Annotated in this window: 15 protein-coding genes; 3 read left to right on the forward strand and 12 right to left on the reverse strand. The window is 62.6% G+C overall.

Annotated features, from left to right (window positions below):
- The first annotated feature begins 41 nt into the window (after positions 1–41).
- Both ON753_RS16615 and ON753_RS16620 read left to right on the forward strand, forming a co-directional pair.
- Complete coding sequence (locus ON753_RS16615) at positions 42–986, forward strand: AraC family transcriptional regulator (RefSeq protein WP_265963729.1); 945 nt, start codon at positions 42–44, stop codon at positions 984–986.
- Positions 987–1,415: 429 nt separating this feature from the next.
- Complete coding sequence (locus ON753_RS16620) at positions 1,416–3,356, forward strand: alpha/beta hydrolase domain-containing protein (RefSeq protein ID WP_265963730.1); 1,941 nt, start codon at positions 1,416–1,418, stop codon at positions 3,354–3,356.
- 234 nt (positions 3,357–3,590) lie between these two features.
- On the opposite strand, the gene gfa is transcribed toward ON753_RS16620, so the two are convergent.
- The 9 genes from gfa to ON753_RS16665 form a co-directional block, all read right to left on the reverse strand.
- A complete protein-coding gene (gene gfa, locus ON753_RS16625; protein ID WP_265963731.1) occupies positions 3,591–4,160 on the reverse strand; it encodes an S-(hydroxymethyl)glutathione synthase in 570 nt (189 codons plus the stop codon).
- Between the two features lie 255 nt (positions 4,161–4,415).
- Positions 4,416–5,210 (reverse strand): ABC transporter permease, encoded by a 795-nt coding sequence (locus tag ON753_RS16630; protein WP_265963732.1) that lies wholly within the window; start codon positions 5,208–5,210, stop codon positions 4,416–4,418.
- On the reverse strand, positions 5,207–5,941 hold the full coding sequence (locus tag ON753_RS16635; RefSeq protein WP_265963733.1) for an ABC transporter ATP-binding protein: 735 nt from the start codon (positions 5,939–5,941) through the stop codon (positions 5,207–5,209). Before ON753_RS16635 ends, ON753_RS16630 begins: the two co-directional genes overlap by 4 nt.
- On the reverse strand, positions 5,938–6,567 hold the full coding sequence (locus ON753_RS16640; RefSeq protein WP_265963734.1) for an ABC transporter ATP-binding protein: 630 nt from the start codon (positions 6,565–6,567) through the stop codon (positions 5,938–5,940). The genes ON753_RS16635 and ON753_RS16640 overlap by 4 nt, the downstream gene beginning before the upstream one ends.
- Complete coding sequence (locus tag ON753_RS16645) at positions 6,564–7,325, reverse strand: ABC transporter permease (protein ID WP_265963735.1); 762 nt, start codon at positions 7,323–7,325, stop codon at positions 6,564–6,566. The genes ON753_RS16640 and ON753_RS16645 overlap by 4 nt, the downstream gene beginning before the upstream one ends.
- Positions 7,318–8,286 carry an ABC transporter substrate-binding protein gene (locus ON753_RS16650; protein ID WP_377046985.1) on the reverse strand — a complete coding sequence of 323 codons (969 nt, stop codon included), beginning with the start codon at positions 8,284–8,286 and terminating at the stop codon, positions 7,318–7,320. Before ON753_RS16650 ends, ON753_RS16645 begins: the two co-directional genes overlap by 8 nt.
- A 188-nt stretch (positions 8,287–8,474) precedes the next feature.
- Positions 8,475–8,918: a cupredoxin domain-containing protein gene (locus tag ON753_RS16655; RefSeq protein ID WP_265963736.1), complete on the reverse strand. Its 444-nt coding sequence runs from the start codon at positions 8,916–8,918 to the stop codon at positions 8,475–8,477.
- A gap of 99 nt (positions 8,919–9,017) precedes the next feature.
- Positions 9,018–9,989, reverse strand: coding sequence for a YVTN family beta-propeller repeat protein (locus tag ON753_RS16660; RefSeq protein WP_265963737.1), 972 nt, complete (start codon positions 9,987–9,989; stop codon positions 9,018–9,020).
- The gene (locus ON753_RS16665) at positions 9,989–11,179 is read right to left on the reverse strand and encodes an ABC transporter substrate-binding protein (protein ID WP_377046984.1); all 1,191 of its coding nucleotides are present in this window, start codon (positions 11,177–11,179) and stop codon (positions 9,989–9,991) included. The genes ON753_RS16660 and ON753_RS16665 overlap by 1 nt, the downstream gene beginning before the upstream one ends.
- 171 nt (positions 11,180–11,350) lie before the next feature.
- On the opposite strand from ON753_RS16665, the gene ON753_RS16670 reads away from it, so the two are divergent.
- Positions 11,351–11,845 (forward strand): DUF3280 domain-containing protein, encoded by a 495-nt coding sequence (locus ON753_RS16670; RefSeq protein ID WP_265963739.1) that lies wholly within the window; start codon positions 11,351–11,353, stop codon positions 11,843–11,845.
- A gap of 18 nt (positions 11,846–11,863) precedes the next feature.
- On the opposite strand, the gene ON753_RS16675 is transcribed toward ON753_RS16670, so the two are convergent.
- The 3 genes from ON753_RS16675 to ON753_RS16685 are packed head-to-tail and all read right to left on the reverse strand — an operon-like array spanning position 11,864 to position 13,741.
- Entirely contained in the window at positions 11,864–12,406 is a 543-nt protein-coding gene (locus ON753_RS16675; RefSeq protein WP_265963740.1) for a PQQ-dependent catabolism-associated CXXCW motif protein, read from the reverse strand.
- The gene (locus ON753_RS16680; RefSeq protein ID WP_265963741.1) at positions 12,403–13,275 is read right to left on the reverse strand and encodes a substrate-binding domain-containing protein; all 873 of its coding nucleotides are present in this window, start codon (positions 13,273–13,275) and stop codon (positions 12,403–12,405) included. Before ON753_RS16680 ends, ON753_RS16675 begins: the two co-directional genes overlap by 4 nt.
- Complete coding sequence (locus ON753_RS16685; protein WP_265967185.1) at positions 13,235–13,741, reverse strand: c-type cytochrome, methanol metabolism-related; 507 nt, start codon at positions 13,739–13,741, stop codon at positions 13,235–13,237. Before ON753_RS16685 ends, ON753_RS16680 begins: the two co-directional genes overlap by 41 nt.
- Between the last annotated feature and the right edge of the window lie 10 nt (positions 13,742–13,751).

The following is a 13,751-nucleotide window of genomic DNA, read 5'->3' on the forward strand; positions in this document are numbered from 1 at the left end:
AGGAACATGGACTAGCGGTCATGATCGGGTAAAATGTCCCCATGCTAGACCTGCTCAGTGATGTACTCACCCGTCTGTCTCTCAAGGGCACGCTCTATTTCCGCACCAGTTTCACACCGCCATGGGGTGTGCTCGTGCCTTCCTATGAGAATGTGGCCCGCTTCCACTTCGCCCATAGAGGCGACTGCATGGTGCGCGTGCTTACCACCGGCGAGACCGTCATGCTTGCTCAGGGCGATCTCGTCATCGTTCCGCATGGCGCGGCGCATGCGCTCTACTGCCAGCACACGGATCCGGAAGACAGCCTGCCGCTCGACCGGGTGTTCGAGCTTTCCGGCTACAAGGGCGAGGGCGTGCTCGTCCATGGGGGTGATGACGATGTCCGCACGACGCAATTGATCTGCGGGCATTTCTCGCTGGCGCCGGGATCCAGGCACCTGATCTTCGATCGGCTGCCCGCCTGCATCCACATTCAGAACTACGGCGCGGAGGCAGGTGCCTGGATGGAGGCGACGTTGCGCGTGATCAGCGGAGAGGCCGGCGGTACACGGCTTGGCGGAGACCTGATCGCGCTGAAGATGTCGGAGGCGATCTTCGCCCAGGCACTGCGCTCCTGGCTGGAACAGCAGGCCCGGACCGGCAACGAGCTGGCAGGCTTTGCCGACCCGCAGATCTCGCGCGCGCTCAACGCTTTCCACCGCGACCCGGCCCTGCCCTGGACGGTTGAAAGCATGGCCCGCGTCGCCGGGCTGTCGCGCACCGGTTTTGCCCAGCAGTTTGCCCGCAAGATGGGGGTGACGCCGATGCAATACGTGACCGGCTGGCGCATGCAGATCGCGCGCCAGGGGCTGGCCGAGCACAAGATGAACGTCGCCGATGCCGCCGCGCTGGCCGGCTATTCCTCCGAATCCGCCTTCTCGCGCGTCTTCAAGAAGGAGGTCGGCGTCTCGCCGGCCGGCTACCGCGCGAAGGCCGCTTTCGCCTGAGGTACCCGTTTCATTGCTGGCGAGTTCCGCCGGACTGTCTTGCGCAACAAAGCCAATCGTTCACGATCCTGCTCCGAGACGGAGCATGATCGATATGACCGATGCCGAAGTCGCGAGACATTGGGACGGCAATGTCATCAGTGAACCCGGGATGTCCGCCAGGGCTTCGATGTCTACCGGGATCTCTTCACATTCCCGGCTTTTCGACCCGGTTGCCTTAGCGGTTCACTCCCATTGCGGCCGTTGCCTGCTGACATAGAAGACCCGATCAAACCGTCTGAGCTGGATGGGCAGATAATCTCACATCGGAGATCGGCCTGTTAATATACATGATTTGAGTTTTTGTATACAAAACTCTTGACGCTGCACGCATGATGAGCAAGGTTCTGAGCGGGGGCTGTCAGTCAGGGCGTTCAGGGAGGAAATCACATGATCGCGAAATTGGTGCCAATGCTTGCCGCGGCTTCGGTCACGGCACTCGCACTTGGAGGAGTGGCCTCGGCAAAGGTGGTCGGGTTCAAGATCGTTGAGACGGTGAGCCCGGCCTTCGAAGGAGCGCAGTTCGAGGGCACCGGCCCCTATGAAAGGGTCGATGCCATTGCCGAATTCGCCATCGATCCCCGGTCGGAGCGCGGCCGCAGCATCGTCGACCTGGACAAGGCGCCCGTGGACGAGGCGGGGCTGGTGCGCTTCTCGACCGAAGTGACCATCCTGCGTCCGACCGATCCGGCAAAGGGCTCGGGCGTTCTGTTCTACGATGTGCCGAACCGCGGCCGGAACCTTGCCTTCATGCTGATGAACCTGGGAAGTTCCGCGGACCTTCCGGAAACGGCGGAGGATGCCGGCGACGGTTATCTGATGCGGGAGGGCTATACCATCGTCTGGAGCGGCTGGCAGTTCGACGCTCCCGACAACCTCCTGAACATTTCGCTGCCTGTCCTGCCGGAGGTGACCGGGCTCTCACGGGAAGAATTCGTCTTCGACAAGGCAGAGACCGTCAGCGTCGCGAAGCTCACCTATCCGGCGGCCGATCTCGATCCCGAAAGGGCCACGCTGAGCGTGCGGCGCACGCCGGAGGATCCGCGTTCGACGGCGCCCGGCCTGTCGTTTCAATATCTCTCTGCGACCGAGATCGAAATCACGCGTCCTGAGGGTATGGACGCCGGGGCGATCTATGAATTCACCTATCCAGCCAAGGACGCCGTGCCGGCCGGCCTGGCATTTGCCGCGACCAGCGACCTGATCTCTTATCTGCGCGGCAATCCCGGCCATGACGCGGAGCCCGTGCTGTCGGGGATCGAGCACACTCTCGGGCTCGGGATTTCGCAGTCGGGACGGTTTCTGCGCGACTTCATCTATCAGGGCTTCAATACGGACGAGGAGGGCGCCCGCGTCTTCGACGGCGCCATTCCCCACATCGCCGGCTCCCGCAAGACATTCACCAATTATCGCTTCGCACAGCCGGGCCGCTATTCGCGCCAGCACGAGGATCACGACTTCCCCGGCGATCAGTTTCCCTTCTCCTACGCGGAGACAACTGATCCGCTGAGCGGGGGAAGCGGCAGCATTCTTACCGCCTGTTCGCTCAGCGATACCTGCCCGAAGATCATGCACACCGATACGTCGACCGAGTTCTGGCAGGCGCGTGCGGCCCTCGTATCGACCTCAGCCACCGGCGAGGCGCTGACCATGCCGGACAATGTGCGCCTCTACTATTTGTCGGGCCTGCCGCATTTTACCGGCTGGCAGTCCTCCAGCAGCGAAAGTCCGCTCTGCCGGTTCCCGACAAATCCGATCAGTTCGGCGCCGGTGATGCGCGCGCTGCTCTCCTCGATACGCGACTGGGTCGTGGACGGGAAGACACCGCCCGACAGCCGCTATCCGTCCGTCGCTGACGGAACCCTGGTACCGCTTCAAGATCTGAACCTGCCTGCCTTCGGCACGGACACCTACATGCCCGTCTACAATGTCCTGCAGGTCCGCGATCATGCCGAGCTGCCGCCGGCGGATGGCGGTTCCTATCCCGTGCTCGTGCCACAGCTCGACAATGACGGCATTCCGTCCGGCGGCATCAAGGATCCCGCCGTCGCCGCGCCGCTCGGCACCTATTGGGGGTGGAACCTGCGCAACGAGGGTTTTGCAGGCGGCAACCTCTGCGGCCTGACCGGCAGCTTTGTAGCCTTCCCCGCGTCCGGCGATCACGCCGGAGACGACAGCCGCAAGCCGCTTTCCGGCCGCTATACCGACGCAGACGCCTTTCTGTCCGCCCTTTCGGCAGCGGCCGACGAACTGGTGGCGGCCGGTTATCTGCGTGCGGAAGATGCCGGCATGGTCATGGAGCGCGGCAGAACGATGTATCCATCGGACTGACCCGACGCAGCGAGGGGCCTCTTAAAAGAAGTCCGGTCAGGACGGTTGCAGAAAAGCCGTCCTGACCGCTGGGATCCGATAAGGGAGGACGTGCCCCTCAGAAGGCCTCGCGATACTGGTGCAGAGATCAACTTGATCGCGATTGTTTCAACGGAGCACTTTTCCGCTTGGACGAAAGCAATCGCCTGCATCGGTGACGGCGCCAGGATCACCTTCTACGGCTATCCACGCGTGTCAGCCGCTCAGCACCCCGCTTCGCCTGGCGACATGGGTTGAAATTGCGTCCATCAGCGCGGGAGAGAGCGCGTCGTAAGGCTGGAGCCCTATGTCGCTCAGCCTCGTACGGATTCCGGTCATCCGTTCGGGACTTACGCCGCCTTCTATGACAGACGAAACAAAGGCGGCGAATTCCGGCGGCGACCAGCCTTCGTCATCACTCAGTTCCGTATGCACGAAATCGAGCCCGTAGAAGGGGTGATCCGGATTTTCGATGCGGCCGAACATGTGCACACCGCATTCCTTGCAGGCATGGCGCTGAATGGCGGCACCGGGGTCGACGACCTGCAGTTTTTCCTCGCCCGACGTGACCTTGACCTTGTTCCGGTCAACAACGGCGATCTGCGAGAAAACCGCGCCATCCGGCTTCCAGCATTTGGTACAGCCGCAGGCATGGTTGTATGCGGTTTGAGCACCGACTTCCACCGTCACCGGATTGGTCGCGCAGTGGCATTTCAGCGTACCGCCGGAAAAGCCCGGCTTGGCCGCCGGATAGCCATTGTCAATGGCCGGATGCAGACTGATCATGAGGTTCCTCCGCTTTTGCGATGACGCCGGGCCGATCAGCATTCAGCTCGGTCGAGGTGAACGCAGCAAATCCCCAAATATCCGATTACCAGAGCATCGCTCAGGAGTTCTTCAGAACGCGGAACGCATGCTCCAGGGCGTCATTTTACCCTCCAAGCATTGTGACAAACCCGGTCTGAAGCAATACAGCGGAAAGTCTCGGTTTTCTGCGCGTTTTTGGACGAAGGAGGCTCCGGAAAAGGCTATGCGGGCCCTTCAGCGGATCTTGCGGCGCAGCATCGTGCGTTCCGGGTCGTAGCCCCAAAGCGCACCGAGCATGCACACGATGAACGTGATAACCACCCAAAGCAGTGCGGACCAGTTCATCTGGCCGTAGAGCGCGAAGCGGATCAACTCAACGGCATGGGTGAACGGATTGACGGCGCAGATATCGTGCAGGAGCACGGAGCTTTGCTCCATCTTCCACAGCGGATAGAGCGCCGATGACAGGAAGAACATGGGGAAGATGACAAAGTTCATCACGCCCGCGAAGTTCTCCAGCTGACGGATGGTCGAGGAGATCAGCAACCCGAGAGCGCCCAGCATCAGGCCCGTCGCGATCAGGGCCGGGAAAACCGCCACGTAGCCCACCGGCGGCATGGAGATTCCCATTGCCGCGGCAATGGCCAGAAAGACGGCGACCTGCAGGATGGACACTGCCACCCCGGCAAGCAGTTTTGAAAACAGCAGCCACCAACGCGGAAAAGGCGAGGTCAAGAGCAGCCGCATCGATCCCATTTCCTGGTCATAGACAAGCGACAGCGACGACTGCATGCCGTTGAACAGCTGGATCATGCCGCACAGGCCGGGCACGATATAGACTTCATAGGTGATGTAGGTCTGGTACGGCGGTATGATCGACAGACCGAGAGCCGCCCGGAAGCCGGCGGCGAAGACGACGAGCCAGACCAGCGGCCGCACCAGTGCGGCGAGGAAGCGGCCGCGCTGCGAGGCAAAGCGCAGCGCCTCACGCAGCACGATCGACCAGAGCGCAACCATCCAGGCTTTCATGCGGCTTCCTCGCTCTTGCCACCGGTCATCTCCATGAACCGCTCGGCAAGCGTGCTGCCGCCGGAGAGCTCCGCGGCGCTTCCGTCCGCCAGAACACGGCCCTTGTGCAACACCACGACCTGATCATCCGGACCGATTTCATCGACCAGATGCGTCGCCCAGAGCACCGCCGGTCCGGTTTCCGCCAGTTGATGGACATGTTCGGTGATCGCCCGGCGGGCTGCGGCGTCCAGTCCGACGGTCGGCTCGTCCAGCAGAATGACCTCGGGGTCAGGGATCAATGCGCGGGCAATCTCCATCCGCCGCCGGTGGCCGCCGTTGAGGGAGCGCACCTTTTCCCCGCTCCTCTCGCGCATGGCGAGCCGGTCGAGCGCGGCGTCGATTGCCGCTTCCGCGCTGCGGCCGGACAGGCCGTGCAGTCCGGCGAAGTAGGCCAGGTTGCGCCTGACCGTCATGTCGAGATCCAGGGTCGGTTGCTGAAACACCACGCCGATGCGCGCCAGCGCCTTGAGCGGCGCGCGGGCAACGTCGTAACCGGCAATGCCGATATGGCCCTCCGGTGCCACGATCAGCCGCGTCAACAGGGCATAGAGTGTCGACTTGCCTGCGCCATTAAGGCCGAGCAATGCACAAAACCGGCCCGGTGCCACTGAAAAACTGACGTCGTCCAGCGCCTTGCGCCCGCCCGCGGCGTAGCTGTAGCTGACGTGGGAAACCTCAAGTCCGCTCATACCGCTCCCCTCAGCCTTTCCGACGGCCCGTGGTTCCCGTCGATCGTCGCCGGCCTGCCCGCAAGCCGCACGATCCTGTCGGCCAGCAGGCGTGCCTCGCTCTCCGAATGGGTAACCAGTATCGTTGCCGGCCGGGTTTCCGCAATCAGATCCTCCGTCAGGCTCAGCATTTCCTCCGCCATTGCAGGATCGAGAGAAACGAAGGGCTCGTCCATGACCAGCAATTCGGGCCGGCCCGCAAATGCCCTGGCAAGCGCAAGGCGGCGCTGCTGGCCCAGCGACAACTGGCCGGGAAACAGCGGCGCCTTGTCGGCAATCCCCACCCGCTGCAGCATTGCCAGCGCAGCGGAACGGTCCATGCCGGGATGCACCAGGGTTATGTTCTGCAACGCGCTGCGCCAGGGCAAGAGCACCGGTTCCTGGAACACCATCGCCATCTTGTCCGGACGCTCGAGGCTGCCGTCAAAATCGCGGTCCGTTCCGACGATCAGCCGGAGCAACGTGGATTTGCCTATGCCGGAGGGCCCCAGAATGGCCAGGGTCTCGCCCGGGTTCACCGTCAGATGAATGTCGGACAGAACCTCCGTCGCACCGAATGCCTTGCGCCGGACATCGATCCTGATCATGCCGTCCTCCAGCGCCGGGCGTGCCGCTCGACCGGTTGCAGGCACAGCCATTCGACTCCAAGCATCACCGTGATGAACGATAGCGAGTAGACCAGCACCATCGCCACGTCGAACTGCTGGAAATAGAGGTGAATCTGAAAACCGACGCCGTTCGAGCGTCCGAGGAACTCGACCACGAGCACGATCTTCCAGATGACGGCGATCCCGGATCGTGCAGCCGCGGCAATGAAGGGCGCGAGCTGCGGCAGTACGACATGGCGCAGCCGCATATACGCTCTCATGCGGAACACATGGGCCATTGCCGAGAGGTCCGGATCGAAGGCGCGCGCGCCTTCACGAACCATGGTGGTGACGTTCGGTATCTTGTTCAGCACCACCGCCGTGATCGCCGCGGTCTCGTTCAGTCCGATCCACAGATAGCACAGCACGATCAGGACCAGCGCAGGCAGGTTGAGAAAGACGACCAGCCAGGGGTCGAGCCAGCGGTCGACCGCCGGAAACCGGCCCATCGCGAAACCAAGGGCAATGCCGGCGGTCATCGCCAGGGCAAAGGCCCAGATGACCCGCCAGAGCGTCATCCCGAGATGATAAGGCAGCTCGCCCGAGGCAGCGGCCGACTGGAACGGCCGCAAAAGAGCCCATGGCTGCGGCAACACCGACGCATCGCCCGTCAGCGCCGCCGCGCAGATCCACAGTAGCAGGAGAACCGCCAGCGACAGGATGCGCACTGCCGCCGACTTTTGCAGCGTGTCAGTCAAAGTGGACGAACATCCCCTCCGGCAGACTGGTTGCCTGACCGACAAGCTTTTCACCGCCAAGCTCGGCCATCAACTGAAGAAAGCGATCCGCCGCAGCTTCGTCGACCGGAGCGCCGCTCGGGATACCTTCACGAAATCCGTCGCGCAGAGCGATGAATTCGGCATCATTTGCGGCATTCATCATCCCGCGCAGGTTTTCCCAGGCCTCATCGTTCGTCATCAGCAATTCCTTGGCGGCGCGGGAGGCCTTGTAGAAGCCCTCAACCACCTGCGGATTGGCTGCCAGATAATCCTCCTTCAGCACATAGCCGAGCAGCGGCGTATCCGGATCAAGCCCGAGTTCGGCCGCCGCCTCGGAGACCGACACCAGCTCATGCATGCCCTCCGCCTTCATCTTGGCGAGAAAGTGCCAGAAGTTGATGGCTCCCGCCGTCTCGCCCTGCAAGGCCGACTTGAAAATCAGCGGCGGCGCGCCGAACACCTGCTCGGTCTCCGCCATCAGGTCCATGCCGTATTTTTCCTGCGCGTAGGCGCGCAGGATCAGCCAGCTCTTGTCCAGCGGACCGCCGGCGATGCCGATCTTCTTGCCTTTGAGATCCTGTAGATCCCCGATTCCGCTATCGTCCTTCACCACCAGGCCGCCGACCGCGAGCGAATAGGGAATGAACACATAGTCCTTGCCCGCCGCGCGCTGCCGCGCAACCCAGATCCAGTCCGCAACGACCAGATCGGCCTCGCCGCCCTCAAGGGCCACCCGCGTCGCTGCATTGTCTCCATAGTCCTGGACCACCAGTTCAAACCCGTTGGCGGTGTCCAGACCATTGTCCTTGATGGTCGATATCTCCCAGTTCACCGTGCCGGCCGCCAGCATGGCACCGCGCAACTTCGGCAGGTCCTGGGCCTGTGCAAGGCAGACTGTGAAGACGCAGGCAGCGGTGAGCGCTGCCGTCTGTTTCAGGATATTCACTGGTCTTTCCTCCCTTGTGGGGTGCCGGGCTCGAACAGCGGATGCTCCGCCCGGCCGTGCCCCCATGAGGACGCCCCGATGAGAACGTCCCCTGTAAGCAATGTCGCTGGTTCGGCGGGTGTTCAGAGGGATCCGGACCTGCCCGCCCCCCGTCAGGTCGCCGGTGCATCTCGTCGCCCGGCCTACTGGATCGAGATCACTACCTTCTGACTGTCGCCTGCGGTTTTCGGAATGCCGACCTCGTAGCGTCCCGGCTTGATCGCGATGAAGGACAGCACCGCCTCGCCGGCGTCGTCGAACTCAAGACTGTCGATCGCCATCGGCCGTATTTCGATGTCGTTGATCACGATCTCGTTCATCCAGATGGCACGGAAGAAGTCCGGCCCCGAAAGCGCCAGTTCCGCCGAACCGTCGGCGGTGATCTTCATCTCGTAATAGGCACCCGACTGCAGCGTCACGTCTCCCTCGCCCAGAGGCTGTCCCGATGCCAGCGTGATTGCGATGGGATCGCCCCGGTTGCACTTCGCCAGAAGACCGGCAAAGCCGAGATCCGAGCATAGTGGCGCCGCCCCGGCCGGCCCGGCAACGAGTGCGGCTGCCGCCATTGCGATGATGGATTTGTACATACTTTTCTCCTCCCATTGGGTCGCCGTATCCCGCGGTGTCGGGAACGCAGGACGCTCTGACGTCCTTAGAATCGATCAACTTTCTGAATGCAGGTTGATCTAGTCCGGCGCGACGACAACCCCCCAGGGCTGCTGGCCGACCTGTACCGAGCGGATCACCTTCTCCGCCTTCACATCGATGATGCTGACGTCGTTCGAATTGCCGTTGGTGGTGATCAGAAAGTTCTCGTCCGGTGTGAAAGCCATCTGCCACACCCGCTGTCCGACAAGCAGGTACTCGATCACCTCATCCGTCGTGCCGTCGATCACGGCCACGCGGTTGGCAGGCCCGAGCGCAACAAAGACGCGCGATCCGTCCCTGGTCACCTTCACGCCCACGGGCTGCAGCCATTCCGGCAGCACGCCGGGCACCTCGAAACTGATCTTGCCCGTCACCTCCGGCGCTTCGCCGGTGACATCCATCACCGTAACCGTTCCGCCGATTTCGGCGCTGACATAGAGCTTGCTGCCGTCGGCCGTGAATTCCGCATAGCGCGGGCGCTGGTCGACCAGCACATTGTCAACGATCTCGTAGCTTTCCGTATCGATGAAATGCGCCATGTTGGTCGTTTCGGACGTATTGATGACGATCTTTCCGTCCGGGTGGATCGCCATTCCTTCCGGCTCCACGCCCACCGGCACTTCGGCCAGCACCTGGTGGGTCTTCACATCGACCACCGTGACCAGATTATCGTCCTCATTGGCGATATAGAGAGGATTTCCGGACGGGTGCAGCACGAAGAGCTCGGGATCCGGACCGGACGGCAGCGTGTGCAGTTCCTCGTAGGTTTCCGGATCGAAGACGCGCACCGTATCGTCGTCGGAGGCACAGACATAAAGCTCCTTGCCATCCGGACTGATGGTGATGCCGCGCGGCCTGTTGCCGGCGGGAAATTCGCCGATCACTTCCCAGGTATCGCTGTCAAGGACGGTCACGGTGTTGCCGCGCTCGTTGCTCACGAAGACCTTGTTTGCCAGGGACGGAGAGACACTTGCGAGCAGGGCCGGCAGGATCAGCCAGACGATTTTCATCAGTTATCTCCCTGGAAGTCACGGCACGCGGTTTCCGGGCGGTCGATACCCAGCGTGTCGAGTTGCGAAGTCTGATGCAGGAAGCCGTCCTGCGGCGACACCGAAACCGTGAGGTGACGATTGGTGAGCAAGATCGGCTGGCGCAACTGGCCGTTCCACGGCCGGAAGGTCAGTTTCTGGCCCTTGAAGGCCGCCAGTTCGAAGCTGTCCGACAGAACATAGGTCCGGAGGCTGGCAGGATCGGCCTTGCCGGTGCGCGTCACCGCTTCGCCGATCACCCTCAGCGCCAGCCAGACCTGATAATCCTCTTCACGCATGCCCCGCCCCGCCAGGCGCTCGAAGCGGCGTTGAAACTGTGTCGCCCCCCAGGCCTCATGGGCGGAATGCCAGCTGACCGGGCGCAGTCCCGCGGAGCCGGCGACGGGGCGCGCGTCCCACACGTGATAGGGAAGATAGGCGGCGAAAATGTCGGCCTCGTCGGCGGCAACGACCACATCGTGCTCCTCCGCCCGCTGGGTAAAGACCGGGAGCTGACGCTGGACCTGCACGATGCCGGTATCGGTGCGCCGCGCGCCGCCGGTATCGGTAAACTCCCGTTCCTCGACGATGCTGGCGCCGAATTTTGCCGCCGAGGCGCGATAGCTTTCGGCCAGCAGTCCGTCTTCGGGATGGGAACCGTGGATCAGGAACAGCCGCGGCCATTTCTTCCAGACAAGGAACTGCAGGAGGGCATCGGTCAGCATCGCGCGGCTGGGCGCCACATGCAGCACATTCGCCCGGCACTCGGCGTTGCGCAGAGCACCGTCGCGCGCCGTCGCATTCAGCAGCAACACGTCCGGTCCTGCGCGCTCGGAAAGGACCGACAGCGTGGACGCATCGGCCATGACCACGATCAGCTCGACGCCGTCGGCCTTCAGCTCGTCCAGAGCCGCTTCCGCCTCTTCCGGCGGAACGGCGCGGGTTTCAAGCGTGAAGTCGACACCGATGAACCGCCCGGTGGTCTGATTGTCCTCGATGCCGAGCGTGCCACCGGCAATACCCAGATCGTCCGGTGGCAGGTCCAGCCGCGAAATAGGCAGCAGCCCGGTCCGGTCGATGCGGAGCACCGCGCTCTTGACTTCGAGCGCCGATGCGGCGGATGCGGTGAACAATGCCACGCACAGAATAGCGAACAGAGTTCGCAACACCATCATTGCCAGGTGACCTCCCAATCCTCCCAGCCTCACCGCCGGCTTTGCCCGGCCGGTAAACCTCTTGAAGCAGAATGACAGTGCAATCCATGCAGAAAAACCGAGACCTAAGGACTATTGTCGGACAACTGCCGGCGGATAATTCTGACGGTCATGTCCCGCGCAATCCTTATGAGCTTATGGCTCGTGATCGCTCCGATGACCGCCAATGGAGGCTCCTACAAGCCCCTGGAACCGGGGCCCGACCTGGCCTATCTCGGTTTCTCCTTCGTCGATCTGTCTACGGAAGGGGCCTATAACGGCGTACGCGCCGACGAAACGGGCCGGCTCCGGATGCTCGAAGAGACCCTCAGGGAGCGTTTTGCCCAGGAAGGCTATACCGTTCTTTCCAACGACCCCATCGCGGCAAAGCTCGCCACCGTCAGCAATCCGGCCCGCTGTTACGATTGCGAGATCAGGCTGGCGGACCGGCTCGGCGCCCGTTACGTCGTCGTCGGAGAGGTCAGGAAAGTGTCGAATCTCGTCCTCTCCATAAGCCTCGTGATGCGTGACGTGGAGACCGGTGACCGCGTGCGGGCGCTGGCGGTCGACATTCGCGGCAATACCGACCAGAGCTGGCTGCGTGGGATGGACTACATCCTGAAGAACCACTTTTTCAAACAGTGAGGAAAGCGCACGGCGCAGTCACTGCCCTCCGGGCTCCGGCTGCACCTGTTCGGCAGGGTAGCCGCTGGCGCTCCACCCGTCCGTTCCGTCCGGATACCAGAAGACATTCGAATAACCGTATTCGAGTGCGCGTTTGGCTGCGTTCCAGGACATCCAGCAGTCGTCGAGGCAGAAAAACACGACCGGATGGGCGGCATCGTCCTTCGTCACCTTCTCCAATCCGGCGCGGAAATAATCGTGCATGACGCCGGCAAGCTGGCCATAGCCGACATTCGGCAGCCAGACCGCTCCCGGTATGGAGTGGCGCGCCGGCTCGCGCCAGATGGTGCCTTCCGGCAGCTGCGAAGGTTTCGGCGGACGCGGAAGCACGTCGACGAAGGCGACGCGCCCCGTCTTCCACAACGCGTAGGCGGCGTCGCTGGAAATGACGGTGGCACCGGCCAGGGTTCCGGGAACCGGCGCCCGGTAGTTGTCTTCGCGGTAGCCGTGCGGCTCCCCCTGCGCGCCCGCCGCGGACGTTCCGGCAAGCAGGCACAGCAGGACAAGGCGCGGGATGATCACTGGCCGGGCTCCAGCAGAGCAGTGCCCATCTGGTTGAGCAGCGGCACACCCGCTTGCGCGAGGATGGCGTCGATCCGGCCCTGATTGCGGCGGATCAGTGAATTCAGCTTCCGCTGCCACACCTTTTCTCCGCGACGAACGCCCATCGTGATGCGATAGAACATTCGCGGCATTCCCGCCTCGGCAAGGAGCGGTGTCGCTTTCAGGTCAGGATACCCCTGTTTGACCATGGGCCCACCGATCGGCCCCCAAAGGATCGCCGCGTCGATCGTGCCTGTTTTCACATCCTCCAGCATGTCGCCGGCGGGATTGTCGTAACGCCTGTCGACCATCAGGCTGTAAGGCCTTGCCTTTGCCATCAGCCCCTTGCCGACCATGTGGGAGGCAGGCGGGCTGCCGGCGATGACACCTATCCGGGCGTCCTTCAAGGCGGGATCGCTCAGTTCGTCGACACCGGCAAACGGCCCGTCGGTCGGCACGACCAGCACGTAGGACGAGGTATAATAGTGATTGGTGTTCAACACCATCTCGTCGCCCTGCCCGTAACCCATGACGACGTCGCATCTGTTCGCCTGCAGCGTATTGCGCACGAACCCGGTCGCCATCGGAAACCAGGTATATTGCAGGGGAAGGCCCAGTTCGCCGGCGAACAAGCCGGCGATCTCGTTTTCGAACCCCTCCTCCGCCTGGTTTGAAAGCGGCAGGTTGGCCGGATCGGCACAGACGCGGAATGCCTTTTTCGATGTCAGGTCGGACGTCTGCGCATGTGCCGGCGATGCCAGCGCAAGCACGGCCAACACTGTCAGCGCCAGGACCCGGCGCCGGCGGCTAATCCCCGAGGCACAGGTTCTCAGCTTCGCGAATGGCATCGGACTTCGCCTCCTTCTTGCTCGGGCGCCCGCGCGCCACGGCACCTGTTCCGCGCGCTTTCAGGTAGACGTAGATGTCGTCGAGGTAACACATGACGTTCGGATTGGTGCCGAAGGCCGGCATAACCGAGTTCTGCGAGGCGTTCACCTGCCTCCGGCCATTTGTCACCACGTCGATGAAATCGTAGTAGTCCATGTCGATGGCCGACTTCTTCAGTGCGGGAGCGTAGGTCGAGCCTTCTCCCTCGGGGCCGTGGCAGACATGGCATTCCGAGTGGTAGCGCCGGAATCCCGAATAGGTCAGCCAGTCGACGGATCCATCCTCCCCGACGTTGTAGGTGGGAATGTCATCTTCCGTATAGTAGCGGCCGCCCTCCGAATAGGCTGCCTTGATGTTGTCCGGGGCATCGTCTTGGGCAAAGGCGAATTGAATGCTGCACAGGAGTGATGCGGCCAAAGCCGCCATGGCGATCTTG

The organism is Roseibium salinum (assembly GCF_026240905.1).
Taxonomy (GTDB): Bacteria; Pseudomonadota; Alphaproteobacteria; order Rhizobiales; family Stappiaceae; genus Roseibium; species Roseibium salinum.

Excerpts from the sequence above, each read along its gene's own strand:
- ON753_RS16615 (WP_265963729.1), top strand. The coding sequence starts at position 42 with ATGCTAGACCTGCTCAGTGATGTACTCACCCGTCTGTCTCTCAAGGGC.
- ON753_RS16620 (WP_265963730.1), top strand. The coding sequence starts at position 1,416 with ATGATCGCGAAATTGGTGCCAATGCTTGCCGCGGCTTCGGTCACGGCA.
- gfa (WP_265963731.1), bottom strand. The coding sequence starts at position 4,160 with ATGATCAGTCTGCATCCGGCCATTGACAATGGCTATCCGGCGGCCAAG.
- ON753_RS16630 (WP_265963732.1), bottom strand. The coding sequence starts at position 5,210 with ATGAAAGCCTGGATGGTTGCGCTCTGGTCGATCGTGCTGCGTGAGGCG.
- ON753_RS16635 (WP_265963733.1), bottom strand. The coding sequence starts at position 5,941 with ATGAGCGGACTTGAGGTTTCCCACGTCAGCTACAGCTACGCCGCGGGC.
- ON753_RS16640 (WP_265963734.1), bottom strand. The coding sequence starts at position 6,567 with ATGATCAGGATCGATGTCCGGCGCAAGGCATTCGGTGCGACGGAGGTT.
- ON753_RS16655 (WP_265963736.1), bottom strand. The coding sequence starts at position 8,918 with ATGTACAAATCCATCATCGCAATGGCGGCAGCCGCACTCGTTGCCGGG.
- ON753_RS16660 (WP_265963737.1), bottom strand. The coding sequence starts at position 9,989 with ATGAAAATCGTCTGGCTGATCCTGCCGGCCCTGCTCGCAAGTGTCTCT.
- ON753_RS16665 (WP_377046984.1), bottom strand. The coding sequence starts at position 11,179 with ATGGTGTTGCGAACTCTGTTCGCTATTCTGTGCGTGGCATTGTTCACC.
- ON753_RS16670 (WP_265963739.1), top strand. The coding sequence starts at position 11,351 with ATGAGCTTATGGCTCGTGATCGCTCCGATGACCGCCAATGGAGGCTCC.
- ON753_RS16680 (WP_265963741.1), bottom strand. The coding sequence starts at position 13,275 with ATGCCATTCGCGAAGCTGAGAACCTGTGCCTCGGGGATTAGCCGCCGG.
- ON753_RS16685 (WP_265967185.1), bottom strand. The coding sequence starts at position 13,741 with ATGGCGGCTTTGGCCGCATCACTCCTGTGCAGCATTCAATTCGCCTTT.